This is a genomic window from Accumulibacter sp. (assembly GCF_029255285.1).
Lineage (GTDB): Bacteria > Pseudomonadota > Gammaproteobacteria > Burkholderiales > Rhodocyclaceae > Accumulibacter.
On sequence record NZ_JAPUVI010000089.1, the window covers coordinates 113,974 to 139,291 of the forward strand.

A 25,318-nucleotide genomic window follows, 5' to 3' on the forward strand; every position below is an offset into this window, starting at 1 on the left:
GGTCGACCATGGCCAGACATTAGCACAGGAAGCAAGGCGTGGAATGAGGGACAATGCTTAACCTGCATCAAGGCTGTACAGTGCAGGCGACGCGACAATGCCTGACCCCCGGGACGTCGCACCCGGGGCGGTCGTTGCCGCCGAACACCGACCGTTGGCAACTAGGCGAAAGACCATGAAACCGCTCACGACGCTGATTCTTCTCGTCAGCCTGCTGCTTGCCGGCTGTACCAAGCCGCCTGCTTTCACATCGACCGACATTACTGGTTCCGAGTGGGGCAAGGATTTCGCCCTCAGCGACGCGCAGGGCCAGCTACGTCGCCTGGCCGATTTCAAGGGCAAGGCGGTCGTCGTCTTCTTCGGCTACACGCAGTGTCCCGATGTTTGTCCGACGACGCTGTCTTCGATGCGCGAAGTCCTGACGCTGCTCGGCGAGGACGCCAAGCGTGTGCAAGTGATTTTTGTCACGCTCGACCCGGCACGCGATACGCCGCAGGTTCTGGCCGCCTACGTTACCGCCTTCAACCCCGGCTTCATTGGCCTGCACGCCGACGACGCGACGACGGCGGCGCTGGCCAGGGAGTTCAAGGTCTTCTACGCCAAGCAGGCCGGCAGCACGGCGGACAGCTACAGCATAGACCACTCGACCAGCAGCTACGTCTTCGATCCCCAAGGTCGGCTGCGGCTTCTGGTGCGCCACGGCGAAAGCCCCGACCGCGTTGCCGCCGACCTCAAGCTGTTGCTGGCCGGCAAATGATCCTTGGTAAGCTGAGACACGATGAAACTCCCCTTCCTGCTCTTCCTCCTGCTTTCGCTGCCGCTTGCTGCCGCGCCGACCAGCGATCAGATCAATCTCGATATCGGCACGCCGCCGGTGGTGATCGTCAAACACAGCCTGGCGCAGCGGGCGTCGCGACTGGTCCGCTTCTACGAAGCGGGCGTCATCGGTCTCGGCTACGACGGCATGGTCAAACTGCGCGACGGTAGCCGGCTGACGTTGGCGCAGCGCCAGATCGCCGAAAAACTCATCGACAACGAAAACCCGGACCGCAATTCGCTGATCTATGCGCTTGCCGAAGCACAGGGTGGCCAGGCGGCCGAACCCGCCGCGCGTGCGGCGCAGGTCAGGCGCTGGAAGGAGCAGTTCCGTTCCGGATGGTGGGTAGAGGACGCCGGCGGTCGCTGGAGCCAGAAGCCCTGAGACTGTTCGGCGTACGCCGCCCCCGCTGCGGCATCTTGTCGCAGAAGGGCTGGCCGGATGGCCGTTTATAATCAACTTCCCTAAACGAACGAGGAGTAGGATGTGAAAGGACTACGCACCTGGCTGGCCATGGCCATCCTGCTATGCGGGTCGGCGACGGCGGTTTTCGCCGCCGATGTCGAGGTCAAGAATGCCTGGGTACGCGGCACGGTTCCCGGCCAGCAGGCGACCGGTGCCTTCATGGAAATCGTCAGCCAGTCCGGCGCGACCCTGGTCGGCGCGGCCAGTCCGGCGGCCGCGATCACCGAAATTCACGAAATGAAGATGGAAGGGGGCGTGATGAAGATGCGCTCCATCCCACGCCTTCCCCTGCCGGCTGGCAAGCCGGTGCAACTCGGGCCGGGCGGCTACCACGTGATGCTGATCAAGCTGAAACAGCCCTTGCAGAAAGGGGATTCGGTGGCGTTGACGCTGCAGGTCGAGGGTCAGGACAAGAAAACGGAGGCCGTCGAGGTCAGGGCCGAGGTTCGCGATCTCGCGGCGGTCGCCGCGCCGTCGGGCGAACACAAGTACTGAGTGGCAACCATGCCGCGCTGGCGAATGGAAGGCTAGCCCTGCTCTTTTCCGGCCAGTCGTGTTGTCTTGCGCAGTCCAATCTCTGAGCAAGATCCCTTGACACAGCGTTTGCCGCACCGAATAGCCGTGCCACATGATTTAACCTGATTAGCAACAATCCTTAGCCACACGCACCCATGGGGGCCCGAACGCGCTATTTTGTACATATTTACAGTTTTAGGCGAAAGGATCCCCTCATGGCAATGAACCGACTGCAGTTTCAACCTGGTCTGTCGATGCCCGACGTAGGACCGGTCCAAGTCGACGACGCCTACCTTGAAGGCGAGCACAGCGGTGGCAAGGCCGGTCGTGGCTCCGAGAACAAGTTCCTTTTTGTCGCCGCGCTCTCGCTCATCGACGACGGGCATTCCTTGCGCGTTACGCTCTCGCCGTGCCCGGCTTCACCCTCAAGGCCATCGCGGCTTGGGCCAAGACGCATCTGGTCCCGGGCAGCACCGTGTCTTCCGATGGTCTGGCCTGCTTCAGCGCGGTCACCGAAGCCGGGGGCATCCATCAGCCAAACGTCGTCGCCGGACGAAAGCCGAAAGACTTGCCAGAGTTCCAGTGGATCAAAACCGTCCTGGGCAATCTCAAGACCAGCTTGACCGGTAGCTATCAGGCTTTGTACTTCCGAAAGTACTCCGCTCGATACCTGGCGGCATTTACCTACCGCTTCAACCGTCGATTCGACCTCAGTACTTTGCATCAGCGGCTCCTCGTCGCCGCTGCTCGCTGTGGCGCCCACCCTGAGCAGACGATTCGCTTGGCTGAGATTCATTGCTAATCAAGATCGCCTTTGAGCGCTATTGGGCGAAATGCGGTGCTGAATGGTAAGGAAGTGAGCTTTTCGTCTTCCTGCGCTGGGCTTGATCAGTGCTTTGTGCTGGAAGGATTTCAAATGAGTCTTTCTGGGGCGAAAGCTGAGAAAATGGCGCTAGATAAGTCTTTCCCGCATCAGTTGCCGTTTCATAAAGCCTGAGCGATTACTTGCCATCTGCTGTGACTTCACTCGCGATCCTGCTTTCCGGCTTCTCGATATTCAGTGCGATGATCATTGTTCTGACCCACTTTCGGGGTGAGAACTATCAGAATCAGGGGATGTCGAGGGCCATGGGGCTGATCCTCCTACTCGCGCTGAGCGCCTTGCAGCTTGCGCATTTTGCCTGGCTCTATCTCGATCAGGCATGGGTTGTTACGCTTCCTTACCGGATGACCTTGTTTGCCGTGGCACCGGCCTTCTTCCTGTTCAGTCAGCCGCTACTGCGTCCCCAGGCGCTGTCGCCGATCAGGACGGGGCTGGTCGGACATGCATTGCCGGTCCTGATCTCTCCCTGGTTGCCGGACGGACTGGCCTTGCCATTGGCCTTTATTGTTGGCGCCGGGTACTTGCTGTGGCTGACCTACTGTCTCTATTGCCTGCGCCGGGAGCGAAGCGGCTTTCACCGTGAAATGCTGTTGCTGGGCGGTGTTTTTGTCATCGCGATAGGCGTCTCTGTCCTCGGGCTGGGTCAGGGGGCCGTGCCGGGAAAGCCGTTTTACAGTCTTTATGCGATATCGATAGGGGCGGCGTTTTTTCTGGTGCAGACGACTCTCGGCCTCCGGCCAAAGTTGTCGGTCGAGGTGCGGGAGAGCGTTCAAGCGGCCTATGCCAGTTCGACGCTGACCAAAGTCGATTGTCATTCCATGCTGTCCGCGCTGGATGTCCTGATGCAGACTGATCGAATTTACGTCGATGCCGATTTGAGCCTGCCAAGTTTGGCTGAGCGCCTCGGTCTGACTACCCACCAGTTGTCCGAGTTGATCAACGTTCGATTGGGCAAAGGTTTTTCTCGTTACCTGCGTGAACAGCGGATCGCCGCTGCCAAGGCAATGCTCCGCGATGAACCCTCGGCCTCGGTCCTTTCCGTCGGGCTCAGTGTTGGCTTCACTTCGCAATCGAATTTCTACGAGGCGTTCCGCGAGGTCGAGGGGATGACGCCCGGTTGCTACCGCAAGCTCCATAGCAAAGGCGAACTATCTAAATAGCCGTTTGACGAGGCTTACTGCTCCGAAATGATCTTTTCGGAGCCGAAAAACGTTCCGTTTCGATAGGAGCGGAAGAATTTCCGGTGCCAAATCACCAGACTGAGGGCTCCTGTTATCGATTGGGAGTTCTTTCATGAATGCCTATGTTCTGTTGGTCACCGAATCCCTTATCAGCATCGCCGTGAGCCTCGCGGTTCTTTACGTTCTTTCCGGCCCATTGGTAAGTCTCCTCCGGCAGATTTGCCCAGGCGAACACGCCGCTCTCTTCTGGCTGCAGTACACAAAGATGATACTGATGATCGCGCCACTGCTCCTTGTTCTGACGGTGGATATGTTCACGCACTTCGGCGATCCGAAAGACAGCTTGCGCCTGGCCTTGATCGCGACGCTGGGCGGATTGCTTATCGGCCTGCACGTGATCGGCCAGCGCGTCGGTCGGTTCGTCACCTTGCCGAAGCAATAGGAGGAGGCATCGTGAACATTCTGCTGACGGGTGCGAGCGGGTTCATTGGTCAAAATATCGCCCGTGCACTGGCTGCCGCGGGCCATCAGGTCAAGCCGGCGTCCCGCAACAACGGCGTCGATTTTTGCCGCATGTTGTCCCCGGCCGACTGGTTGCCTTGCCTGGAAGGCATCGATGCCGTGGTGAATAGCGTCGGCATCATCGGCGAAAGCGCTGGGCAGCGGTTTGAGCCCATCCATAGCCGTGCGCCCGCGGCGCTCTTTCACGCCTGCCTTCAAGCTGGGGTTCGCCGGGTCGTCCAAATCTCCGCCCTGGGAACCGACGACTCGGCATTCTCTGCCTATCACCTGAGCAAGCGCAAAGCCGACGATTGCTTGCGCAGTCTCGATCTCGACTGGTTTGTCTTGCGCCCCTCACTGATCTATGGTCGCGGCGGCAAGAGTGCCGAACTGTTGATGCGCCTGGCTAGATTGCCGCTGATCCCGGTGATTGGTGACGGACGGCAGGCGCTGCAACCGGTCCATATCAGCGATGTGGTGGCGACCGTGATAGCTAGCCTGATCTCGCCGGAGACAAAGCAGACGCTGGACATCGTCGGTCGCGAAACCGTGACCTTTGCCGCCTGGTTGCGGAAGATGCGCCAGGCGCAAGGTTTGCCGGACACCGGAAAGCTAGGCATTCCATATCCTCTGGGCATGGCGTTTGCCTGTCTGGGCCGCCATTTCAACCCGCTGCTGCAACCCGAAGTCCTGCGCATGCTGCAAACCGGCTATTGGGCGGACTTCGAGCCTCTGGCGCGCTTCCTCGGGCGCTTGCCGTGGCCGTTCGAGCCTGCCTTGTTCCTCTCCAATGTTGCGCCTACCGGGAAGCCATCATGACCTACGCCGTAGTCAAGACATTGCACATTCTCAGCATGGTGCTGCTCTTCGGCACCGGCCTGGGCAGCGCGTTCTACAAATGGATGGCGGATCGCAGCGGAAACGTCGACCACATCGCCGTCACCAATCGCCATGTTGTTATCGCTGACTGGCTGTTTACGACACCGACGGTTATTTTTCAGCCGATTAGCGGGTTGTGGATGGTGTACCTGCTAGGCATACCGCTCACCACTTCGTGGATTGCCGCCAGCCTGTTCTTGTTTGTCCTGGCTGGCGCTTGCTGGCTGCCCGTGGTTTGGCTACAGATTCGCATGCAGAGGATCGCCGTCCAGGCCGTGGCGGAGGCTTCGCCCTTGCCGCCGGTTTACTGGCGAATGGCGCGCTGGTGGTTCTGGCTGGGTATCCCCGCCTTTGCCTCGATGGTGCTTCTCGTCGCACTGATGGTCTTTAAGCACATGCCAGGAGCTGGAACATGAAAAGTCTGATGCAACAGGCGCTTGGCGCCGACTGGGAGCGCTTGCCGCCGGCCTTGCGGGCTCACTACCGATGTGGCACGACGATCGACACCGGGCATCTGGATATTGAGTATCCACGGTTCATGCAGCCGCTGATGAGCGTGCTGTACGCAGTCGGCGCGCTGGTCAATCGACGGGGGCGCAATGTCCCCACGGTCGTCGAAAAACGTGTCGTCGGAAAGCGGCAGTATTGGCGGCGGAAGATTACCTACCCTAGCGGAAAAGTGATCCATTTCAACAGTTTTTGGATCTGCTCCGGCCAAGGACAGGTGATCGAATTCGTGAATCCGGTGCTCGGTTTGCAGATGGAACCTTCCGTGATGGGCAAACGACTCCATTATCGCGGCGTCCGGTTCGTTGCGAAGCTAGGGCCACTGCTTCTGCCTATCCCGGAATGGCTGGTGTTGGGACATACGACGATTGTCGAGGAGGCTATCGATGAAACTCGTTTCGCAATGGATTTCCGCCTCACCCACCCATTCCTGGGCGAAGTGTTTCGTTACTCAGGCAAGTTTGAGGCAGATTCAGGAGAGCCTGCGTAGAATTCCCACGATGCGGCCCTCGTTATAGTCGAATGGCGGGAGATGTCCTATTTGCAGTACGCTAACTGACCCATCGGCGTCGCTGCGCTCTCCGTCTCCCAGCGCACCTGAACCTTGCCCGCCATCGTCTGCAGGAGCAGGGCAGGCGCGTCGTCGCGAGGCGGGGTGAAGGCAGCCCAATCCAAAGGGGCGGGGCGATGAACAACAAGCGGATAGGAGGCGTGATGTATTCGGGACGAGCCGGCACGTGACCGCGAAGTCCTCGATCTGTGCTTGGAGTGCATTTTGTAAGTCCATCGTCTATGCAGCGAAGGCAACGTGTCTTACCCCGGGAGGTCTCTCCGGTACCCTCGCGGCTTTCGCGGATAGTCGGCGCGGCGCACAACGCTGCCGCACGAACACTCCGCCCCGCTCGCCTCGCCCGCCAGTTCCACGGCAACGCGCAACAACTATCGAAAAAACTGAGGATTCTGCACTAGGGTATGGCACACCGGCATGGTCTCTTGGCGTGGAAACCAGAGATTCCCCCAAGGGGTGCGATTGTTCAAGCTCCCTGAGGGGGCCACCTCCTGCAACATCACCTTGCTTGATCATTCAGGCAGGAAATTCCATCACGAACCTTGACCGTGCTCAGTGGCCGAAACCGCCGGCCAAGGCAGTCATCGCCGTGACTGTCTTACTTCTTCGTGACGCGGGCAGGTCGTCAGATGGTCGTTGACCAGGCCGGCCGACTGCATCATAGCGTAGCAAATCGTCGAGCCGACGAACTTGAAGCCGACTCGACCCAAGGCCTTGCTCATGGCATCCGACCGTGCCGTCCTGGCCGGCACCTCGGCCATCGAAGTCCATTGATTCTGTAGCGGAGCGCCATCGACGAAGCGCCATAGGAAATCGCTGAACGACTGCCCATCGGCTGTCACAGCGAGGTAGGCTTTGGCGTTATTGATGGCGGCGGCGATCTTGGCGCGATTCCGCACGATCCCCGGGTCTGCCAACAGCGCCGCAACTTTTCCATCGTCATAGCGGGCAATGAGCGCCGGATCGAAACCGTCGAAGGCTTGGCGGTAGTTTTCTCGTTTCCGCAGGATGGTCGCCCAGGACAAACCCGCTTGCGCACCTTCCAGGATCAGCAACTCGAACAGGGATCGATCGTCGTAGAGCGGTACGCCCCATTCCAAGTCGTGATACTGACGGTAGAGCGCAAAGCCCTCGCACCAGGGACAACGTTCCATCGCTATTCACCCAGCGAACAAAGAGTCAGTTTACTCCCCGAAACTCAGGCAGTGGCGGTCAGCCTACTGGTCGACGAGGCCATCGGATAGCTGCCGCATTACTGTCTCACCCGGGCTAGCGCGGTGCTCCCTTCCCGTCAGCAGACGGTTTCGTTGCCACGGGATGAGTTTCCCCGCCCAGGAAGCTCGGGAACGCCCGGCCGAGTGCCTGGTCGGCGTCGCCTGAATGTCGCGCTTCAACGATGGTACGATGGTCGGCCGCGCCAGATCGCGGCGACCTTCCGTTTCGTCGCCAGCCAGCTAAAACCTCGGGATGCCATCACCGCCCAAATCCGAACCGAGTTCCCTGAACTCCTTGCCAAAATCCGCGGCACTCGCGAACCAGGGTATGCCGGTGTTTTTCGATCCGGAGCACAAGCGTTGGCCGCGCTTGCGGCTGGGGATGACGCTGATCGGCTTTACGCTGTCCCTGTTGCTGGGTGCACTCGTACTCAGCGTACTCGTTGCTCCCGCGTTGCCGGCGCTGCGTTTGCCCAACGTGGGGTTCCTGCCGCAAGGCGCACACGCCGTGCCGGAACTTCCTCGACTTGCTCCCGAGCGTACATTGACGCTTCGCCAGCGCGCCGTGCGCAACGACCAGGTCAGGCTCGTGCGCGAGCGCGAGCGCGGCCTGCGCCACCTGCTGCGGCCGCCGCGCGGGAAAGGGCAGGGCTTTGGTCGCCAGCCACTGGCCATAGGCTTCTTCGTCAACTGGGACGACGCCAGCATGAGTTCGTTGAAGGAGAACCTGGACAGCCTGGACTCGGTGATCGGCGAGTGGCTGCATCTGTCCCTCGACGACGGCAGCCTGCGCGAAGACGATCCTCTGCGCACCGCGCACGTGACCGAATACATCCGGGCGCGGCGGCCCGACATCGCGCTGGTGCCGCTGGTCAACAACTGGAACGGTCATCGATGGGAGGGCGCCAAGCTGGCCCGCATGCTGGCCAATCCGGCGGCGCGCCAGCGCACGATTGGCCAGCTATTGGCTTTCGTCGAAAGGCATCGCTACGCCGGCGTCAGCATCGACTTCGAGAATGTGCCCGCCAAGGCGCAGCCTGACTTCCAGCAGTTCATGGCCGAACTCTACGCCGTGTTTCATCGCAGGAAGCTGCTGGTTTCGGTCAATGTGCCGGCCGCCGACGCGGCCTTTGACTATCGCCGCCTGGTCCACAACGCCGACTATCTGATCGTGATGGCCTACGATGAACACTGGGCCGACGGTACTCCCGGTCCGATCGCCGGTATGGCGTGGTTTGCCAAAATCCTGAAGGCGAGACAGCGTGACATTCCGGCCGAAAAGATGGTCGTTGCCATCGGCAATTACGCCTACGACTGGGGATCACGCGGCCAGCCGGCCGAGGAGCGAACCTTCGAGGAGGCCGTGCTCATCGCCAAGGAATCGGAAGGCAAGTTGCGGCTCGATCCGCAGTCGCTCAACCCGACCTTCGCCTATGCCGACGACCACGACCGTATCCATCACGTCTGGCTGCTGGACGCCGTCACCGCCTTCAACCAGTTGGTCGCCATTCGTCCCTTGCAGCCGCGTGGCGTCGCCTTGTGGCGGCTGGGCAGCGAAGACCCGGCGCTGTGGAAGATTTTCGGCAAGGAGGGCCCGCTCGATGCGGCGCGCGCCGCTGAACTCGCCGAAATTCGCTACGCTTACGGCGTCGATTACGAAGGCAAGGGCGAAGTTCTAAAGATTACCGCCCAACCGCAGGTGGGCAGTCGCCTCGTGGAATTCGACGACAAGGGCGGACTGATCGTGGCGGAGCGGTTCACGGCCTTCCCGTCGCCTTATGTCATCAGTCGCCACGGCGGCGCCGAACGCAAGATCGTCCTCACCTTCGACGACGGCCCCGATCCGAGCTACACGCCATTGATCCTTGACGCCCTGCGCGATGCCAAACTGCCGGCGACCTTCTTCGTCATCGGCGCCAACGGCCAGATGTACCCTGAGCTTCTGCGCCGCATGGTCGATGAAGGGCACGAAATCGGCAACCACACCTTCACGCATCCCAACATCTCGACCATCTCGGCGACGCAGTTCGAACTCGAACTCTCGGCCACGCAGCATCTGCTGGCCAGCGAAGTCGGCCGCCACTCGCTGCTCTTCCGGTCACCCTACGCCGTAGATGCCGAACCCGAAACCATCGACCAGGTGCGTCCGATGGAAGTCGCCGCCGAGCAAGGCTACGTCGTCGTCGGCATGCAGATCGATCCGGACGACTGGAAACTCCCCGGCACCGAAGAAATCGTCAAGCGCGTCGTCGATCAAGCAGAGCGTGGCGAGGGCAACATCGTCCTGCTGCACGACTCGGGCGGCGACCGTACGCAGACCGTGGCCGCCATCCCGCGCATCGCCGCCGAACTGCGCCAGCGTGGTTACGAGTTCGTCACCGTCGCGCAACTGCTCGGCCGTAGCCGCGACGACATCATGCCGCCGCTTCCCCCGGAGAATCAGTGGCGCAGCTGGCTCGACGGCGTCGGCTTTGGCCTCATCAACTGGGCCGGCACGGTCCTCCACTGGCTGTTTCTGCTGGGCATCGTCCTCGGTATCGGCCGCCTGCTGTTTGTCGGCCTGCTCGCCATCTATCAGCGCTGGCGACAGCGACATCGCGTTTTCGACGCCGCTTACTCGCCGTCCGTCGCGGTCGTCATTCCCGCTTTCAACGAGGAAAAGGTGATCGTCCAAACCATCGCCTCGCTTCTCGCCTGCGACCCGCCGCGCGACTTCCAGATCGTCGTGGTGGACGACGGCTCGAGTGATGCGACGTATCGCGTCGCCTGCGAGGCTTTCGGCAACGACCCGCGCGTGCGCGTATTCACCAAGGAGAATAGCGGCAAGCCGGCGGCGCTCAATTTTGGCCTGGCGCAGACACGAGCTGATGTCGTCGTCGCCCTCGATGCCGACACCGTATTCGCCAAGGACACGATCCGAAAACTGGTGCGACACTTCGACGATCCCCGGGTGGGTGCCGTGGCCGGAAACGCCAAGGTCGGCAATCGCGTCAATCTGCTCACCCGTTGGCAGGCGCTCGAATACATCACCAGCCAGAATCTCGACCGTCGCGCCTTCGACGTCCTCGATTGCATCACGGTCGTTCCCGGCGCCGTCGGTGCCTGGCGTCGCCAGCTCGTCGAACGCGCCGGCGGTTTCGATCACCAAACCCTCGCCGAGGACGCCGACCTCACGCTCGCCATCCGCAAGCTCGGTTACACCGTCGTTTACGAAGACGAAGCCGTTGCCCTGACCGAAGCGCCAGACAGCGTGCGCGGTTTCATCGGTCAGCGCTACCGCTGGATGTACGGCACCATGCAGGTCGCCTGGAAACACCGCGACGTGCTCTGCCGCCCGCGATACGGCGCGCTTGGCTTCGTCGCCCTGCCGAATGTGGTCGTTTTTCAGATCCTCTTCCCGCTCGTCTCGCCGATCATGGACCTGCTGCTGATCGCTTCACTGGGATCGGCCGCCATCAATCACTGGCAGCATCCGGAAGGGTTCTCGCCGGACGGGCTGTGGCGCGTGCTCTATTACTACGCGCTGTTCGTCACCGTCGACTATCTCGCCGCCATTCTCGCCTTCGCGCTCGAACGCAAGGAGCACTGGTGGCTACTGATTTGGTTGTTTTGGCAGCGCTTTTTCTATCGCCAGCTGATGTACTACGTGGCCATGAAGAGCACGGTCACGTCGCTGAAAGGCGTCGTCGTCGGTTGGGGCAAGTTGCAGCGCAAAGCCTCCGTACCGTCGCCGGGCTGACCTCTGCGCAGGCAAACGGCGGGGATGGCGGGTTTTGCTTGGCGTGCTGCTGGCGTCGGGCGGAGGCGCCTTCTCGGCCAAGAAGTCCCGCCTGTGGGAGACGGGACCGACGCTCAGTTCGGTGAATTGCGGTCGACGACGCCGGCGCGTCACCAAAGTGGGCGGCCGAAGCGTCGGGGAGGCGTTACGGCGGGCCCGTGTCGGCACGCCTCAGCCGCGTCGCTGGGCGTCGGCATTTCGCTTTTCGCCTCCGGTTCAGTCCTCGAGCAGGCTGCGCAACATCCACGCGGTTTTTTCGTGCACTTCCAGACGCTGGGTCAGCAGGTCGGCGGTCGGCTGGTCGTTGGCGGCATTCACCACCGGAAACAGGTCGCGTGCCGTGCGCGCCGTCGCTTCCTGCGCGGCGACCAGGTGACGGATCATGTCGGTGGCCTTCGGTACGCCGTCCACTTCCTTGATCGAGGCGATCTTGACGAACTCTTTGTAGGTGCCGGGCGCCGGGTGGCCAAGGGCGCGAATGCGCTCGGCAATGACGTCGAGCGCGGTCCACTGTTCGGTGTATTGCCCCATGAACATCAGGTGGAGCGTGTTGAACATCGGTCCCGTGACATTCCAGTGGAAGTTGTGCGTCATGAGATAGAGCGTATAGCTGTCGGCCAGCAGGGCCGACAGCCCGTGCGCGATTTTCGCGCGTTCGTCGGCGCTGAGGCCGATATCGATTGCCGGGGTGTACTTCTTCTTGGCGTTCATGGCGATTCTCCTGGGCTGTGACGATTGGTCTGGCGAGGTTACGGCAGAGTCAAAAAGCGCATTCGGCGCTACGCTGCCCCACACCGGTCGGGAGGAGTGGTTTAGCCGCCGCCTGGCCCGACGAACACAGTCTAGGCCTGCAGGCGCCCGTGGTCCAATTGATTGTGGGTATGGGTTCGATTGTGCCGCGCTATTTCCCAACCAGGCCAGGAGAAATTGCGTCGCTGGCCTGGATCTGTTGTCGAACCTTTGCCGGTCTCAGACCGCCAAGTCGATCTGCTGCAGGGTGCCCGCTTGGCCATCCTCTTTCAGGTAGAGCCCGGTGGATCGGATCTGCCCCAGCAGGTCGTTGCTACTGTTCTTGAGCGAGAATTCGCTTGCCACCCTGGCGACGCCGAGTGCGCCGATTCCCGCCTGAGTCAGACCGACCAACTGGTCCTTCCCCGCGCCGTCCCGCATCCAGACTCGCAGACTCTTGTACGCCGCATCGCCATCGTCGATCCAGCCGTTGCGGTCTTCGTCGAGGGCCGCCAGATCGGCGAAACCGTCACCACTGCGCGCTCCGAAAAGTTCCCGACCGTCGTTGACCTTGCCGTCGCCGTTGCGATCGAGTACCAGAAAACCACTGCCACGCCCGACGAAGCGGATGTCCTCATGATGCCCGGCGGCATCGAGGTCGAAGCTGAAGCGTTGGTTGCTCAACTCGGCGGCCGACCCATTGAAGTTGACTACCAGCGGGTCTTTTGTTGCGCGGGCGTTTGCCGTCCTGATGCTGAAGTCGGACTCTTCTTGGTAGCTGCGGCTCATCGTCACAGAAAGCGAGAAACGTATCTCCGCGCCGTCGGTCGTGCGCACCACGCCCGAGGCCTGTACCTGGGTCTGTTCAAGCTCGGTGTAGGACTCGTGGCGGGTGTACGAGGCGGCGAAGTCGGCATTCGCCGGTGCTCGGCCCACGGCCTGCGGACCCTCGGGGGCGGGGGCTCCACCTTGCCGGCCAAGTTCCGAAGCGTCGAAGACTCTCATCTCGCGACCGGTCATGAGGCCGATCAGGGTCTTGATCAAGATGAGCATCGGGTCGTTGTCGACGGTGTCGAGGCTGTCTTCTATGCCCTGAAGTTCGCTCGATTGCGCCGCTCTGCCGCTGTCGGACAGCTGTACTTCAGCACGTGGGCGGTCTGCCGGCCCACCCTGGAGGCGCGCACGCTCATTGCCGAGACGGACATCGAGCGATTCCCGAAGCTCGTGGCGCTGCAGCCTGGTCGAACTGGATTCAAGTTGCAGACCTGCGCTGGCGATCTTCATCTGAGTTCTCCCGGCTTTGTCGAAAAGCTCTACAAAGCGGATTACGGCGCCAGCGGCGGGAACTTGAGCATTACGTTCGATGTCGGGGGCGTGCCGTGTGTCCCGGCTCGTGAGCCGAGGCGTCGACTGCTGCCGACGGCGCGTCGCGGGCCACTGGCGGCGTCGGCGATCAAGCTCCGATCGACTTCCGGAAAGTTTTCGCGGCGCTAGCGCGCAGCCATTCGGCACCTGCTGCCAAGCGGGAGAGGCGGCAAGTCGCTGGCAAATCTTTCACCCTAGCGCGTGACGCCGGGCTAGGAGCCGCAGCGCTTGCTCAAGTCCGACATCGGGTCGCGTCGACGAGTCTTTCATCCGTCGTTCGCGCCGAGATTGTTTCCTTGAGCAGGTGGCGGAGTGAACTGCGGGCGGTACTCATTGGGACGTCGGTAGTCTTTGCGATCCAGCGCGTGTTCCCGCGCCTCGCGCCGTGCTTCCTGCTGGCCGCGCTCGTATCCTCTTTCGTAGTCCCTCGAACTGCGGTTTCGGTTATTGTTTGACCGTTCGCCGTCGCGATACCCTCTCTCGTAGGCCGACTGGCGTTCGGACCTCCGGTAGCTGTCATGGGAGTAATCGCGATACGATTGATCGTAGGATGAATCGGAGTCGCAAGCTGTCAAGGCAGCCGCCAGACCCCCAATGGCGGCGATGATCGCCAGCCGGTTGACGGAAACAACTATCACGGGCTTCTCCTTGTTCAAAGACGAGTCGTTTGCGCGGATGTTCGACCATCAAGCCGCACAGGTTTTCCGATCGATGAGTTGCTTCTTGCCAATAACTCATGCATCGATTGCTCTTGGGTGACCAGAATAGTTCATTATGTACCGATTCTCCAGTCTCGAAAATATTCCATATGCAATTATGGTGGCGCGGCCAGGCGTGGCAGCCGAAGTGTCATTCGTTATTTCCCCGTTGGCGCTCCGTTCTGTCGTTTTTTTGTCGAAACTGACGCGCCACCACCGGCCCCGCTCGCGACTCACGATGTCGCGCGTTTTGCCAGGGACGGTGGCTTTCGACCGCCTGGCCGTCGAAGCCCGAGTGCCGACCGAAATGCGGCAACAGCTCACGGAAACTCCGCCGCGGCGGGCCCAGCATTCGCTTCCTGTAGCCACCTGCGGCTTTCCGTTCGGTCAGGGCTGCCGGAAAACGGGAGAACGCGGCGTCAGAGTGATGGCAAATCCGTTCGTGTAGAATTGGTCTTGACCGGCGAAGACAAAACAACCTAAAATCCTCCGCCCGGGTGATGTAGCTCAGTCGGTTAGAGCGATGGATTCATAACCCATAGGTCGGTGGTTCAATTCCACCCATCACCACCAAAAAACAAGCACTTGGCCCGGCCCGAAAAGTCGGGTTTTTTGTTTTCTGGCTTTCGCTTAAGCACCATGCTGCCGAATCCGGGGGACCCAAGTCGGCTCGCCCGCCATGGAGAGCTTGGTTTGCGAGGAAGCCTCAAGACCGGCCGTAGCGCCCGTCGCCGATCCATCCTTGTGCGGCCTCGCTCATCCAGTCCGGCTCGTTGCTCGTGGGCCGGCCGGCGCGACCAAGACCGGTACCGCAGGCCGTTGCCGCTTCCAGTCCCGTGAGCAGTCGGGGCGACGCGTCAACGGAGACCTAGGACGTCCTGCATGTCGAACAGCCCGCTCTTCCTGCCCGCGAGAAAGCGGGCCGCGCGCAGGCTGCCAAGAGCGTAGGGCAGGCGACTGCTCGCCTTGTGGCCAATCTCGACGCGCTCGCCGAGGCCACAGAACATCACTTGATGGTCGCCGACGATGTCGCCACCGCGGATGGTCGAAAAGCCGATCGTTGTCGGTGACCGCTCGCCGGTGACCCCCTGGCGACCATAGACGGCACATTGCCCAAGGTCGCGACCGGACGCCTGCGCGACGACCTCGCCCATGCGCAAAGCCGTTCCGGAGGGGGCGTCTATCTTGTGCCGATGGTGCGCCTCGACGATTTCGATGTCGTAGCCCTCGCTCAGGATGCGCGATGCGAGGTCGAGCAGCTTGAAAACCACATTGACGCCGACGCTCATGTTTGGCGCAAAAACGATCGGGATGTCCTGTGCCGCGGCAGCGATTGCTTTCTTGCCCTGGGGATCGAAGCCGGTCGTGCCGATGACGATGGCGACGCCATGGCGGCGACAGATCGCGAGGTGTTCCAAGGTGCCTTCGGGGCGGGTAAAGTCAATCAGACAAGTCGCCTGGGCGATTGCGCCATCGCTGTCGCTGCGCACCGGGATACCACAAGGCGCACCGACCAGTTCGCCGGCATCCTTCCCCAATACCGCCGAGTTCGGCTGATCGATCGCTGCCACCAGGGTGGCTTCCGGGTCGTCGAGCGTCGCCTCGATCAACATGCGCCCCATGCGACCACCGGCACCAGCGATAGCAATTCGCATTCCGTTCATTTCAGAGCCCCACGCTGTCCAGCATCCTGTCAAAGAAACCCTGCTCCTTAGGCGGTATCGTCGTACTGCCGTCCGCCGGTAGCGAGCCGAGGTCGATCTCGCGCGTCCTTGATTCCGGAACCGCGGGGGTGTCCGTCGGCTGCGCCGGAGTGACGTCGCCAGCGACCCGGGCCAGCTTGCCGTCGCTGTCGAAGAAAGCCGAAAAGCGCCGCGTCTCGACTTCACCGGTCCGTCCTTTTTTTAGCCAGAAGAAGTAATCCCAGCGGTTGGCGTGGAACATGTCCACCAGCACCGGCGTACCGAGGATGAAGCGCACCTGATCCATCGACAGCCCGGGACGCAACTGCGAAACCATGTCCTGGGTCAACACGTTGCCCTGTTGCACATCGATCCTGTATTCCTTGACGATGCGCGGTACCGAGGAACAAGCCGATAACAGGCACAGGGCAAGACTGGCAATCGCGAATCTCGGAAAAGTCATGTTCTGCTTGGCGCGTAGTGAGGGATCAATATGCCGTGCGCGATGACGGGCCGCCCATCCCGGTCGGCCGCGGAACCGCAGCGGGTGCCTTGGGAATGCCGCACCGATTCGGCGGAACTGCCGACGAAGGTATATCATAACCGAAAACCCCCCGTCCCTTCGCAGCCGATCAAGGTAAGCCGATGCGCAATTCCGACGACCTCAAGAGCATGGGCTTGAAAGCGACCCTACCCCGCCTCAAGATTCTGGCGCTGTTCGAAAAAAGCGAAGTTCGCCATCTCACGGCCGAGGACGTCTATCGACTGCTGTTGGCCGACAATCTCGACGTCGGTCTGGCTACCGTCTATCGCGTACTTACCCAGTTCGAACAAGCCGGACTGCTCGAGCGTCACTACTTCGAGTCGGGCAAGGCCGTTTTCGAACTGAGCGCCGGACAGCACCACGATCACTTGGTGTGCATCGATTGCGGCCGCGTCGAGGAATTCTACGATGCCGAGATCGAGCGTCGCCAAGCGAGGATCGCCCGGGAGCGCGGCTTCGTCATCCGTGAGCACGCGCTGTATCTCTACGCGGAATGCCGCAAGTCCGAATGCCCGCATCGTGCGAATTCCTTGCGCAGCATCGGCGACCGCCACCGGGCGACCGCCGCCGACTGATCGCCCACGCCACTCCACCCGTGGCGACGAGCGGCGTCAGCGCTTCTTGGCGGGGCGGCCGATGAACAACTCCGGATCGACCAGCGCGCCGTTGAGAATGACACTCCAGTGCAGGTGTGGACCCGTCGCGCGGCCACTCATCCCCGAACTGCCGAGCCGCTGCCCCTTGGCTATCGCCTCGCCGGGCCGTACGTCGATCCGCTCGAGGTGACAGTACATGCTGATCAGGCCGTTGCCGTGATCGACGAACACCGTCTGGCCATTGAAGAAATAGTCGTCGGTGGCGAGGACCAGTCCGGCGGCGTTAGCTCTGACAGCGCTCCCGCGCGGCACGGCGATATCGAAACCGGCGTGCGGCGAGCGTGCTTCGCCGTTGAAGAAACGGCGTAAACCGAAGCGTCCGGTCAGGCGTCCCTCGGCCGGCAGGACGAAATCCAGGTCGGTATCGGCTGTCTCGCGCCAATGGCGCTTCAGGTGCTGGATGGCGGCGATCTCACGCTCGACCCGCGCCAAGTCGCTGGCTGATAGCTGAACCTTGCTGCTGTCCTTCATCGTGATGTGTTGCGCCGGATAATCCCGGGTGCTCACCGCAAAGTGCAGGTGGCGTGTCTCGCCGCCCGCCTCGACGCGCAGTTCGTGCGTCCCGGGCGGAGTATCGAGAGCCAGCCCGGTGACGGCAACCCACTTGCCGCCGTCGGCGGCGACGAAAACCGGCAGTTCGCCCAACCAGGCGCGCGGTCGTTCGTTGCCGGGCGCAACGGGCGCGAGCGGAAGCAAGGCGACGCCGCCAGGAACGCTCGCCGCTCTGGGCAAGCCGGCGTGCGCAAGTGGCAGCCAGGCGGCGAACAGCAAGCTCGACCAGAAGCGGGTGTGGGCGAACACGGCTTGGCAGCAGCCCACTACAGTGAGGCGGCGTTGAAGGTGTCGCACTGGCGGATGTCGCCACTGTCCATGCCGCGCTTGAACCAGCGCACGCGTTGCTCGGACGATCCGTGCGTGAAGGATTCAGGAACTACCTGGCCACGCGACTGGCGCTGCAGTCGATCGTCGCCGATCGCCGAGGCAGCGGTGAGCGCCTGCTCGGCTTCGCCGGGTTCGAGCAATTTCTGCATGCTGTCGGCGCGGTGTCCCCAGACGCCGGCGAAGCAATCGGCCTGCAGCTCGAGTCGCACCGACAGCGCATTGGCGGCCGCTTTGCTGGTGCTGCGCTGCTGTGCCGCGTGCACCTTGTCCGAGATGCCGAGCAGATTCTGCACGTGATGACCGACTTCGTGTGCGATGACGTAGGCCTGGGCGAACTCGCCGGGCGCGTGGAAGCGTTCCCGGAGATCGCGATAGAACGCCAGGTCGATATAGACCTTCTGGTCGGACGGGCAGTAGAAAGGGCCCATGGCCGACTGGCCGGTGCCGCAGGCGGTCGGTGTCGCACCGGTGAACAAGACGAGTTTCGGTTCCTGGTAGCGCCGTCCGGCCTCGCTGAAGACCGCGTGCCAGGTAGTTTCGGTGCTGCCCAGAACCTTGGCGACGAAGGTTGCCATTTCATCGTTGGCCGGCGGCCGGGGTGCGGTTCGGCTCGGCGCCGGAGGTGAAGCGGTATTCGACGCCAGCCCGAGAATCAGCGCCGGGTCGACACCGAAGAAGTAACTCGCGGCGAGCGCGATGACCAGCGTGCCGATGCCGACCGTGCCGCGACCGATGGCCCCCCCGCCGCCCCTTCTGTCCTCAACGTTCTGGCTTTCGCCCTGTCCATCCAAACGCATGTTCCATCCTCCGCTGACATTGCGGCCGATGTTAACAGAAGTTGAGGGAAGTTGATCCACGTCAGTGGCTCGCGAGGCGCCCGATGGAGGAGGGAAAGCTCCTGGCGAGAACGACAGCAGCAGGCACTTGGCGCCGCCGCACTTGCCGATGACTCGCCCACGGAAGCGGCTTCGGTTGGCGGTCGCGGAGACGCAAGATTTGTCCTCAACAGAGGATATTCGTGCTGTTCAACACAACGAAGTGTGGACAAAGCTGATATTTCGTGCATAATCCGCCCACTTTTCACAAGAGGGGGCGTATGGATACACTCTATTGGCTGGCCGTAGCCACCGTGGTCATCGTGTTGTTCTTCGATTACACCAACGGCTTCCACGACGCCGCGAACATCGTCGCGACGGTCATCGCGTCACGCGCGATGACCCCCGTACAAGCGGTTTTCGTCGTCGGGATCTTCGAGTTCCTGGGCCCCTTGTTGGGGGGCACCGCCGTCGCCAACACGATCGGCAAGTTCGTCGATCTGTCGACCGTGGATGCTCAGCTCGCCGTCCTGATCCTGTTCTGCGGCTTGCTTGGCGCCATCGTCTGGAACCTGGCGACCTGGTGGCTCGGCATACCTTCGTCGTCATCGCATGCGCTGGTGGGTGGTTTGGCTGGCGCCGTGGTGGCCGCGGTGGGATCGCAGTACGTCATCTGGGGCTGGGAGCCGCTGATGACGCAGGGCAAACTGATCGGCGTCATGAAGGTTCTGGTGTCGCTTTTCGTTTCTCCCGTACTGGGTTTCTGGGTCGGCTATGGAATTCACCGGCTCGGTAGACGACTGATGGCCGGTGCCAAACCGACCGCCAACGACACCCTGCGGAAACTGCAGTTCGTCACGGCGGCCGGCCTGGCGTTTTCGCACGGCGCCAACGACGCCCAGAAGAGCATGGGAATGCTCACGCTGGTACTCGTGCTGGGCGGCTTCATTCCGAAATTCGAAGTGCCGTTCTGGGTGATGCTCGCCTGCGCCATCGCCATTACCCTGGGCATCCTGTCCGGCGGCTGGCGCATCGTCCGCACGCTGGGTTTCGGCATCTATCGTGTCCGTCCCTTGCACGCCTTCGATTCGCAGCTCACTTCGGCGGTGCTGATTCTCAGCGCCTCGTATCTCGGCGCTCCGGTATCGACGACGCACGTGGTCTCCACCTCGATCATGGGTATCGGCTACTCCGAGCGTCCCCGCGCCGTGCGCTGGAAGAAGGCGAAGGACATCGGCAAAACCTGGCTGTATACCATTCCGGCGGCGGCTCTCACCGCAGTCGTCATTTACGCAATAGCACGAGTCATCATTGGCTAGATCACCTCAGGAGATGAATCATGGACGATAATCAGACCCACGACAGCAAACCCATTTTCCGCCGTCTCTACGAGCGTGTTTTCCCGACCGTTGCCGACTTTTTCGGCATGCTTGCCGAGCAGAGCGCGAATGCCGCCGAAACGACCCGCCTGCTCGTCGAATTCATGGAAACCGGCGACGTCGAAGTGAGCCAGAAGGTTCGCGCCGACGAGCACGAGGCCGACCGCGTCAAGGCCAGCAACCTCGGTGTGCTGAGCGAAGCCTTCTCGACACCGATCGATCGCGAAGATATCCACCGGGCGATCATGACGCTCGACGACATCGTGAACTACTGCAAGTCGACCGTGGTCGAGATGGATGTCCTGGGCCTGGCGCCCGACAAGCACAGCCTGGAAATGGCTCTGCACCTCAGGGAAGGCGCCGACGCCCTGGCCAGAGGCTTTGCTCGTCTATCGACCGACCCGGCCACGGCCGGCAACGATGCCGCCGCCGCCCGCAAGGCCGAGCGTACGGTCGAGAAAGCCTACCGGCGAGCGATCGCCGACCTTTTCCAGGGCGACGACTATCTGAACATGTTCAAGCGCCGCGAAACCTATCGGCACCTCTCCAATGCCGCCGACCGGGTGGCCGATGCGGCGCATTCGCTCGACAGCATCGTCGTCAAGTTGTGCTGAACACGAGGAGAAACTCATGGGAAAACTAATCGCTGGCCTGATGGCCCTGATGCTGACGCTGTCGAGCGCCACGGTGCTTGCCTGCTCGGCGGAGAAAGCCAAGGAGGGCAAGGGCGAAATGAGCACGCCGCTGCCGCCCAAGACATGACTTCCTGACTTGCCGATCGCAGCGACCGGCGCGGCGCCTACCTCCAGTAGGCGCCGCGTTGCTTTTTGGCGCGCCGCATCATGCCCTCGTCTGTCCATCCGCCGATCGCTGCCGTGCGCAAGGCCCAGGCGAATTGGCTGGAGATCGATGACCATCGCCGAGGCGCAGGCGGAGTCCGCGATGGTGCTTGCCTGCACAGGTTAGGTCGGTTTCCGTGACGCGATCCAGCGCTTGCGGAGCCGGGAACGCTGGAGGCTTTGCATTGGAGGGGCAAGACATGCGCCTCTATCTATCCTCGACCTCGTCCGACCTGCAGGACGAGCGGCCGGCGGCCAAGGCGGTTCTCAACGGTCGCTTGCGCCCAACGACTGAGGACTCTGCGAAATGCGGGGCAACGTCGGTGCGTGTTGTGCCGACGGGCGGCACGGCTACGACGAGAGGCGCCAGGATCCTCGTGGCTCGGAGCGTAAGGAGGCCCACCGTGTCGTACGCGGCGGTTCGTGGAACTTCGAGGCATGGAGGTTGCGCTCCGCTTCCCGCATGCTGTGGCGGCGCGTCGGGCGCCCTGACGACCGGGGCTTGCGCTTTGCCCGAGGGGGCTGCCTGCCAGGAGCGGGGCCAAGATTTCGGCCGGCCGGCGATTGGATGGCCGAGGAAGGGGACGCTTTCGCCGCCCCTCCGTGCGGTGCCCGGCGATGGCCTGCGCCTGGCGAGCGGCCCGGAAAACCAGGGGCTTTTCGTCCGCCGGGCGACCGCGGCGCCGGCCCTCGGGCGCGCCGCGACGCGGCCGCGCAAGAGCCGATTGACTCCGGCTGCGGCGCCAAGGATACTTCGTCTGCGTGGTTGAAACGCCGTCCTCTCTGTTTCATTTTCTCAACGCAGTGGCTCGAGGGTGCTCGGGCGAGCAGTCGTTCTGCAGCCAACACGGAGGCACCATGCCATTTTCCATTCTGATTCCCGCCTTTTTCAACACCCACTCTCTATCGAGGAAATCATGTCCAAACTGTTCATCGAAGATCTCGCCCTCGAAGGCAAGCGCGCCCTGATTCGCGTCGACTTCAACGTCCCACAGGACAAGGTCAGCGGTGCCATTACCAACACCAAGCGTATCGAAGCCGCCTTGCCGACGATCAATTCGGCTCTCGAAAAGGGCGCCGCCGTGATTCTGATGTCGCATCTCGGGCGTCCCGACGGCAAAGTCGTGCCGCAATACAGCCTCGCCCCGGTGGCCACCGCTCTCGAAGGATTGCTCGGGCGGCCGGTGAAGTTCCTCGCCGATTGCGTCGGCCCGGAAGTCGAGGCCGCCTGCGCGCAGATCAAGCCCGGCGAAGTGATCCTGCTCGAAAACCTCCGTTTCCACATCGAGGAAGAAGGCAAAGCCAGCGTCACCAACGCCGACGGCAGCGTGACGAAGATCAAGGCGAACCCGGAAGACGTCAAGGCTTTCCGCGCCTCGCTGACTCGGCTGGCCGATGTCTACATCAACGACGCTTTCGGCACGGCGCACCGCGATCACTCTTCGATGACCGGCGTTCAGTTGCCCGAGCGTGCGGCGGGCTATCTGATGAACAAGGAACTGGCGGCGTTCTCGGCCGTTCTCGAATCCCCGCAGCGCCCGCTGCTGGCCATCCTCGGCGGCGCCAAGGTGGCCGACAAGATTCAACTGATCAACAATCTGCTCGACAAGGCCGATCAGATCATCATCGGCGGCGGTATGGCCTTCACCTTCAAGAAAGTGCTCTCCGGCATGCCGATCGGCAACTCGCTGTTCGACGAGGAGGGCGCCAAGCTGGTGCCGGGCCTGATGGAAAAGGCCAGGGAGAAAGGCAAGGAGATTCTGCTGCCGGTCGACTTCGTGATCGCCGACAAATTCGATCCCGCGGCCAACACGGGCAGCGCCAACGACGTGGATGGCATCCCCGACGGCTGGCTGGGGCTCGACTGCGGCCCCGAGTCAACGAAGATCTTCCGCCAAGCCATTCTGAAGGCCAGGACGATCATCTGGAACGGCCCGGCCGGCGTTTTCGAGTTCGAAAAGTTCGAGGCCGGCACGAAGGCGATGGCCGACGCCGTCGTCGAAGCAACGGCGTCGGGGGCGATCACCGTGATCGGCGGCGGCGACACGGCCACCGCGGCCAAGAAGTACGGCGCCGACAAGAAGGTGACGCACAGTTCGACCGGCGGCGGCGCCTCGCTCGAGTATCTCGAAGGCAAGATCCTGCCGGGCGTCGCGGCGCTTTCCGAGAAGTAATCCGACGGGCCCCGGCGCGGCCGGGGCCCGTCTGTACAGCAAGCCATCCCAAGAACTCTAACCGAGGAATACCATGCGCAAAATCGTTATCGCCGGCAACTGGAAAATGAACAAGACGGTTGCCGAATCCGTGAAGCTTGCTGCCGACGTCGTCGCGGCAGTCAAGGACATCCGGCAAGTCGTCGTCGCCATCGCGCCGACCTATCTCGCCCTGGCCAAGGTGGCCGAAGTGGTCAAGGGAACGAACGTCAAGCTGGCGGCGCAGGATGTGCACTGGGAGAACCAGGGGGCTTTCACCGGCAAGGTGAGCGCCGACATGCTGCAGGAGATCGGCGTCGACTTCGTCATCATCGGCCACTCCGAGCAGCGGACCTACTTCGGCGAGACCGACGAAACCGTCAACAAGAAGGTCAGGAAAGTGCTGTCGCTCGGCATGGGGCCGATCATCTGCATCGGCGAGACGCTGGCCGAGCGTCAGGGCGGGCAACTGGAAAGCGTGCTCACGACGCAGGTCAATGGCGCTTACGCCGGTCTGTCGGCCGACGACGCCCGGCGCACCGTCGTCGCCTACGAGCCGGTGTGGGCGATCGGTACCGGCGTCACGGCCAGCGACGACGAAGCCCAGCAGGCGCACGCCTTTGTCCGCGGCCTGCTGGCCAAGCTCTACGGCGACAGTGTGGCGCAGTCGATCAGCATCCAGTACGGTGGCTCGATGAAGCCCGAGAACGCGGCCGGCCTGCTCGGTCAACCGGACATCGACGGCGGCCTGATTGGTGGCGCGGCACTCAAGGCCGACAGCTTCCTGGGCATCATCACGCCGGGTGAGTCAGCCGCTCAGTCGACCTGAGTGGTTACCGCGGCGGGGTTGGGAAGCGGCCCCGCCGCTTCACGTTCCGAGCGCACTTCCGCTGCGCGGCAGCGCCCCAACCCATTCGCTGATCTGCCGGTAGACGCGCGGGTCGTTGAGCAGCGCCAGGTGGCCGAGGCCGCCCAGTTGGGCGCTCTGCACGTCACCGTCGATGGCATGCCCGGTGGCGCTGCGCAGGCTGACCAGTCCGTCGCCGAGAAACCTGCCGATCGGGTGTTCGAGCTTGTCGGTCAGGCTGGCGCCAAGAAAGCGGAACGCGATATGGGCGTGCCCCGGTGACATCGTCGGCGACCCGGGGCCCTGCCCGAGATCCTTGATTCCCTGGCTGCGCGCGGCAGCGATCCGGCCCAGCGGCGCCGTCACGGCCGAGCGATCGAGCAGCGCATTGGTCAGTTCGCCCAGTCGTTCGAGCGCCGAGCCCAGGTGCGGCGAGCCCAGGCAGATCAGCATTCGGGTTGCCCGCGGCCAGCCCAGCCCGGCTTGCGCCGCCGCTTCGCAGGCGGCCAGCGCGACCAGACCACCCATGCTATGGCCGATGACGACGAGGTCGCCGACCGGCACCGGCCAGACGGCCATCAGCTCCTCGAGCAGGGCGGCGAGGTGCGCGCCATTGCGGGCAATCGGCAGGCCGCTGTTATAGCGCAGGTAGAGCGGCGTGTAAGAGAACTCCTCGCGCAGCCGGCGTCCGAAGTGAACCGGCGATGTCGCCGCTGCGTCGCCGGGGTCCCAGCCGTGTTCGTCGCAAGCGAGGCCGTGGACGAAAAGGCACAGCCGTCGGCCGGCGTCGGGGAAGGCGACGCGCAAGGCATCGGCGGTGAGCGGCAGCGCGACGCCGCCGGCGTGGATGGCCATGTCGATCGCCAGCCGGCTGTCGGTGGACACGAGATAGTCGCCGAAAGCGCCGTTGAGTGCGCTGCGCAGTCCGCTGGCCAGCTTTCCGGGAGGCGTCGCGGCGCCCGTTCGGCGAGGGTAGTGCCGCTCGACGATCGCCGCGGCGTCGAGCAGGCTGCCGCCGGCGTGATGTATCGCCGCGTAAACGCCAGCCGCGATGGCGTCGTGCACGCTCCGCACGAGCTGCGCCGGCCCGGCAACGAGGGGGATTCGGCGCAGCAGGTCGAATGACTTGCCGGCGATGGCTTGATGCATTTCGCTGACGCGCCGCGTGGTCTCCTGCAGCGCGGTTTTTGCGGCGTGGCTGTAACCGGTGGTCGGCGCGCGCCGACCCTGATGCGGCTTGTCACACTTCACTCGATGGCTCCCTGGTGCGGCGGGACCTGGCCGAAGGTCAGCCACGGAATGTGGACAGGAGGGTTCAGTATAGCGCCGCGCTGGCGCCGTTCGACGCGGCAGCCCAGGGCTCCATCGGCACGCCAGCCGT

Annotated in this window: 25 protein-coding genes, 1 tRNA gene and 1 pseudogene; 18 read left to right on the top strand and 9 right to left on the bottom strand. The window is 62.6% G+C overall.

Annotated features, from left to right (window positions below):
• Positions 1-175 precede the first annotated feature (175 nt).
• The 9 genes and pseudogenes from Q1M07_RS11770 (at position 176) to Q1M07_RS11810 (ending at position 6,239) form a co-directional block, all read left to right on the top strand.
• On the top strand, positions 176-757 hold the full coding sequence (locus Q1M07_RS11770) for an SCO family protein (protein ID WP_300454073.1): 582 nt from the start codon (positions 176-178) through the stop codon (positions 755-757).
• A 21-nt stretch (positions 758-778) separates the two neighbouring features.
• The gene (locus Q1M07_RS11775; RefSeq protein WP_300454074.1) at positions 779-1,201 is read left to right on the top strand and encodes a DUF1318 domain-containing protein; all 423 of its coding nucleotides are present in this window, start codon (positions 779-781) and stop codon (positions 1,199-1,201) included.
• A gap of 129 nt (positions 1,202-1,330) precedes the next feature.
• Entirely contained in the window at positions 1,331-1,777 is a 447-nt protein-coding gene (locus Q1M07_RS11780) for a copper chaperone PCu(A)C (RefSeq protein ID WP_300454128.1), read from the top strand.
• Between the two features lie 287 nt (positions 1,778-2,064).
• A pseudogene (locus tag Q1M07_RS11785) lies at positions 2,065-2,600 on the top strand (IS1595 family transposase); the annotation flags it as partial.
• 263 nt (positions 2,601-2,863) lie between these two features.
• Entirely contained in the window at positions 2,864-3,841 is a 978-nt protein-coding gene (locus tag Q1M07_RS11790; protein WP_300454075.1) for a helix-turn-helix domain-containing protein, read from the top strand.
• Positions 3,842-3,974: 133 nt separating this feature from the next.
• The gene (locus tag Q1M07_RS11795) at positions 3,975-4,304 is read left to right on the top strand and encodes a hypothetical protein (RefSeq protein WP_300454076.1); all 330 of its coding nucleotides are present in this window, start codon (positions 3,975-3,977) and stop codon (positions 4,302-4,304) included.
• A gap of 11 nt (positions 4,305-4,315) precedes the next feature.
• Positions 4,316-5,182 (top strand): NAD-dependent epimerase/dehydratase family protein, encoded by an 867-nt coding sequence (locus tag Q1M07_RS11800; protein ID WP_300454077.1) that lies wholly within the window; start codon positions 4,316-4,318, stop codon positions 5,180-5,182.
• On the top strand, positions 5,179-5,658 hold the full coding sequence (locus tag Q1M07_RS11805; RefSeq protein WP_300454078.1) for a DUF2269 domain-containing protein: 480 nt from the start codon (positions 5,179-5,181) through the stop codon (positions 5,656-5,658). The genes Q1M07_RS11800 and Q1M07_RS11805 overlap by 4 nt, the downstream gene beginning before the upstream one ends.
• Complete coding sequence (locus tag Q1M07_RS11810) at positions 5,655-6,239, top strand: DUF4166 domain-containing protein (RefSeq protein ID WP_300454079.1); 585 nt, start codon at positions 5,655-5,657, stop codon at positions 6,237-6,239. The genes Q1M07_RS11805 and Q1M07_RS11810 overlap by 4 nt, the downstream gene beginning before the upstream one ends.
• A gap of 659 nt (positions 6,240-6,898) precedes the next feature.
• Here the strand turns inward: Q1M07_RS11810 and Q1M07_RS11815 are convergent.
• Positions 6,899-7,471, bottom strand: a complete 573-nt coding sequence (locus Q1M07_RS11815; protein WP_300454080.1) for a DNA-3-methyladenine glycosylase I — start codon at positions 7,469-7,471, stop codon at positions 6,899-6,901.
• A 388-nt stretch (positions 7,472-7,859) separates the two neighbouring features.
• On the opposite strand from Q1M07_RS11815, the gene Q1M07_RS11820 reads away from it, so the two are divergent.
• Positions 7,860-11,270 (top strand): glycosyltransferase, encoded by a 3,411-nt coding sequence (locus Q1M07_RS11820; RefSeq protein WP_300454081.1) that lies wholly within the window; start codon positions 7,860-7,862, stop codon positions 11,268-11,270.
• Between the two features lie 255 nt (positions 11,271-11,525).
• Here Q1M07_RS11820 and Q1M07_RS11825 read toward each other — a convergent pair whose 3' ends face one another.
• The 3 genes from Q1M07_RS11825 to Q1M07_RS11835 form a co-directional block, all read right to left on the bottom strand.
• On the bottom strand, positions 11,526-12,020 hold the full coding sequence (locus Q1M07_RS11825) for a Dps family protein (protein WP_300454082.1): 495 nt from the start codon (positions 12,018-12,020) through the stop codon (positions 11,526-11,528).
• Positions 12,021-12,278: 258 nt separating this feature from the next.
• Complete coding sequence (locus tag Q1M07_RS11830; protein WP_300454083.1) at positions 12,279-13,322, bottom strand: VCBS repeat-containing protein; 1,044 nt, start codon at positions 13,320-13,322, stop codon at positions 12,279-12,281.
• A gap of 347 nt (positions 13,323-13,669) precedes the next feature.
• Positions 13,670-14,059 (bottom strand): hypothetical protein, encoded by a 390-nt coding sequence (locus tag Q1M07_RS11835; protein WP_300454084.1) that lies wholly within the window; start codon positions 14,057-14,059, stop codon positions 13,670-13,672.
• Between the two features lie 538 nt (positions 14,060-14,597).
• Between Q1M07_RS11835 and Q1M07_RS11840 the strand changes: the two genes are divergently transcribed.
• Positions 14,598-14,674 (top strand) — tRNA-Met (locus Q1M07_RS11840).
• A 284-nt stretch (positions 14,675-14,958) separates the two neighbouring features.
• On the opposite strand, the gene dapB is transcribed toward Q1M07_RS11840, so the two are convergent.
• Entirely contained in the window at positions 14,959-15,765 is an 807-nt protein-coding gene (gene dapB / locus Q1M07_RS11845; RefSeq protein WP_300454085.1) for a 4-hydroxy-tetrahydrodipicolinate reductase, read from the bottom strand.
• A 1-nt stretch (position 15,766) separates the two neighbouring features.
• Complete coding sequence (gene bamE, locus Q1M07_RS11850; protein WP_300454086.1) at positions 15,767-16,246, bottom strand: outer membrane protein assembly factor BamE; 480 nt, start codon at positions 16,244-16,246, stop codon at positions 15,767-15,769.
• A 182-nt stretch (positions 16,247-16,428) separates the two neighbouring features.
• Between bamE and fur the strand changes: the two genes are divergently transcribed.
• A complete protein-coding gene (gene fur / locus Q1M07_RS11855; protein WP_300454087.1) occupies positions 16,429-16,902 on the top strand; it encodes a ferric iron uptake transcriptional regulator in 474 nt (157 codons plus the stop codon).
• Positions 16,903-16,938: 36 nt separating this feature from the next.
• Here fur and Q1M07_RS11860 read toward each other — a convergent pair whose 3' ends face one another.
• Complete coding sequence (locus Q1M07_RS11860; protein ID WP_300454088.1) at positions 16,939-17,784, bottom strand: peptidoglycan DD-metalloendopeptidase family protein; 846 nt, start codon at positions 17,782-17,784, stop codon at positions 16,939-16,941.
• A gap of 17 nt (positions 17,785-17,801) precedes the next feature.
• Complete coding sequence (locus Q1M07_RS11865; protein ID WP_300454089.1) at positions 17,802-18,662, bottom strand: neutral zinc metallopeptidase; 861 nt, start codon at positions 18,660-18,662, stop codon at positions 17,802-17,804.
• Positions 18,663-18,961: 299 nt separating this feature from the next.
• Between Q1M07_RS11865 and Q1M07_RS11870 the strand changes: the two genes are divergently transcribed.
• From Q1M07_RS11870 to tpiA, 6 genes are all read left to right on the top strand, one after another.
• Positions 18,962-19,999, top strand: coding sequence for an inorganic phosphate transporter (locus Q1M07_RS11870; RefSeq protein WP_300454090.1), 1,038 nt, complete (start codon positions 18,962-18,964; stop codon positions 19,997-19,999).
• Between the two features lie 20 nt (positions 20,000-20,019).
• Positions 20,020-20,673, top strand: a complete 654-nt coding sequence (locus tag Q1M07_RS11875; protein ID WP_300454091.1) for a DUF47 family protein — start codon at positions 20,020-20,022, stop codon at positions 20,671-20,673.
• Positions 20,674-20,689: 16 nt separating this feature from the next.
• Positions 20,690-20,821 carry a hypothetical protein gene (locus tag Q1M07_RS11880; RefSeq protein ID WP_300454092.1) on the top strand — a complete coding sequence of 44 codons (132 nt, stop codon included), beginning with the start codon at positions 20,690-20,692 and terminating at the stop codon, positions 20,819-20,821.
• A 384-nt stretch (positions 20,822-21,205) separates the two neighbouring features.
• Positions 21,206-21,775 (top strand): hypothetical protein, encoded by a 570-nt coding sequence (locus Q1M07_RS18755; protein ID WP_366984091.1) that lies wholly within the window; start codon positions 21,206-21,208, stop codon positions 21,773-21,775.
• A 40-nt stretch (positions 21,776-21,815) separates the two neighbouring features.
• Positions 21,816-23,072, top strand: a complete 1,257-nt coding sequence (gene pgk / locus Q1M07_RS11885) for a phosphoglycerate kinase (RefSeq protein WP_300454093.1) — start codon at positions 21,816-21,818, stop codon at positions 23,070-23,072.
• Between the two features lie 73 nt (positions 23,073-23,145).
• Positions 23,146-23,919: a triose-phosphate isomerase gene (gene tpiA, locus Q1M07_RS11890; protein WP_300454094.1), complete on the top strand. Its 774-nt coding sequence runs from the start codon at positions 23,146-23,148 to the stop codon at positions 23,917-23,919.
• A gap of 39 nt (positions 23,920-23,958) precedes the next feature.
• Here the strand turns inward: tpiA and Q1M07_RS11895 are convergent, their stop codons facing one another.
• Positions 23,959-25,188, bottom strand: a complete 1,230-nt coding sequence (locus tag Q1M07_RS11895; protein ID WP_300454095.1) for a triacylglycerol lipase — start codon at positions 25,186-25,188, stop codon at positions 23,959-23,961.
• Between the last annotated feature and the right edge of the window lie 130 nt (positions 25,189-25,318).

Excerpts from the sequence above, each read along its gene's own strand:
- Q1M07_RS11780 (WP_300454128.1), top strand. The coding sequence starts at position 1,331 with ATGGCCATCCTGCTATGCGGGTCGGCGACGGCGGTTTTCGCCGCCGAT.
- Q1M07_RS11810 (WP_300454079.1), top strand. The coding sequence starts at position 5,655 with ATGAAAAGTCTGATGCAACAGGCGCTTGGCGCCGACTGGGAGCGCTTG.
- Q1M07_RS11825 (WP_300454082.1), bottom strand. The coding sequence starts at position 12,020 with ATGAACGCCAAGAAGAAGTACACCCCGGCAATCGATATCGGCCTCAGC.
- Q1M07_RS11815 (WP_300454080.1), bottom strand. The coding sequence starts at position 7,471 with ATGGAACGTTGTCCCTGGTGCGAGGGCTTTGCGCTCTACCGTCAGTAT.
- Q1M07_RS11880 (WP_300454092.1), top strand. The coding sequence starts at position 20,690 with ATGGGAAAACTAATCGCTGGCCTGATGGCCCTGATGCTGACGCTGTCG.
- Q1M07_RS11795 (WP_300454076.1), top strand. The coding sequence starts at position 3,975 with ATGAATGCCTATGTTCTGTTGGTCACCGAATCCCTTATCAGCATCGCC.
- Q1M07_RS11790 (WP_300454075.1), top strand. The coding sequence starts at position 2,864 with ATGATCATTGTTCTGACCCACTTTCGGGGTGAGAACTATCAGAATCAG.
- Q1M07_RS11820 (WP_300454081.1), top strand. The coding sequence starts at position 7,860 with ATGCCGGTGTTTTTCGATCCGGAGCACAAGCGTTGGCCGCGCTTGCGG.
- tpiA (WP_300454094.1), top strand. The coding sequence starts at position 23,146 with ATGCGCAAAATCGTTATCGCCGGCAACTGGAAAATGAACAAGACGGTT.
- Q1M07_RS11805 (WP_300454078.1), top strand. The coding sequence starts at position 5,179 with ATGACCTACGCCGTAGTCAAGACATTGCACATTCTCAGCATGGTGCTG.
- Q1M07_RS11775 (WP_300454074.1), top strand. The coding sequence starts at position 779 with ATGAAACTCCCCTTCCTGCTCTTCCTCCTGCTTTCGCTGCCGCTTGCT.
- Q1M07_RS11875 (WP_300454091.1), top strand. The coding sequence starts at position 20,020 with ATGGACGATAATCAGACCCACGACAGCAAACCCATTTTCCGCCGTCTC.
- pgk (WP_300454093.1), top strand. The coding sequence starts at position 21,816 with ATGTCCAAACTGTTCATCGAAGATCTCGCCCTCGAAGGCAAGCGCGCC.
- fur (WP_300454087.1), top strand. The coding sequence starts at position 16,429 with ATGCGCAATTCCGACGACCTCAAGAGCATGGGCTTGAAAGCGACCCTA.
- dapB (WP_300454085.1), bottom strand. The coding sequence starts at position 15,765 with ATGAACGGAATGCGAATTGCTATCGCTGGTGCCGGTGGTCGCATGGGG.
- Q1M07_RS18755 (WP_366984091.1), top strand. The coding sequence starts at position 21,206 with ATGCGGGGCAACGTCGGTGCGTGTTGTGCCGACGGGCGGCACGGCTAC.
- Q1M07_RS11830 (WP_300454083.1), bottom strand. The coding sequence starts at position 13,322 with ATGAAGATCGCCAGCGCAGGTCTGCAACTTGAATCCAGTTCGACCAGG.
- Q1M07_RS11865 (WP_300454089.1), bottom strand. The coding sequence starts at position 18,662 with ATGCGTTTGGATGGACAGGGCGAAAGCCAGAACGTTGAGGACAGAAGG.
- bamE (WP_300454086.1), bottom strand. The coding sequence starts at position 16,246 with ATGACTTTTCCGAGATTCGCGATTGCCAGTCTTGCCCTGTGCCTGTTA.
- Q1M07_RS11870 (WP_300454090.1), top strand. The coding sequence starts at position 18,962 with ATGGATACACTCTATTGGCTGGCCGTAGCCACCGTGGTCATCGTGTTG.
- Q1M07_RS11770 (WP_300454073.1), top strand. The coding sequence starts at position 176 with ATGAAACCGCTCACGACGCTGATTCTTCTCGTCAGCCTGCTGCTTGCC.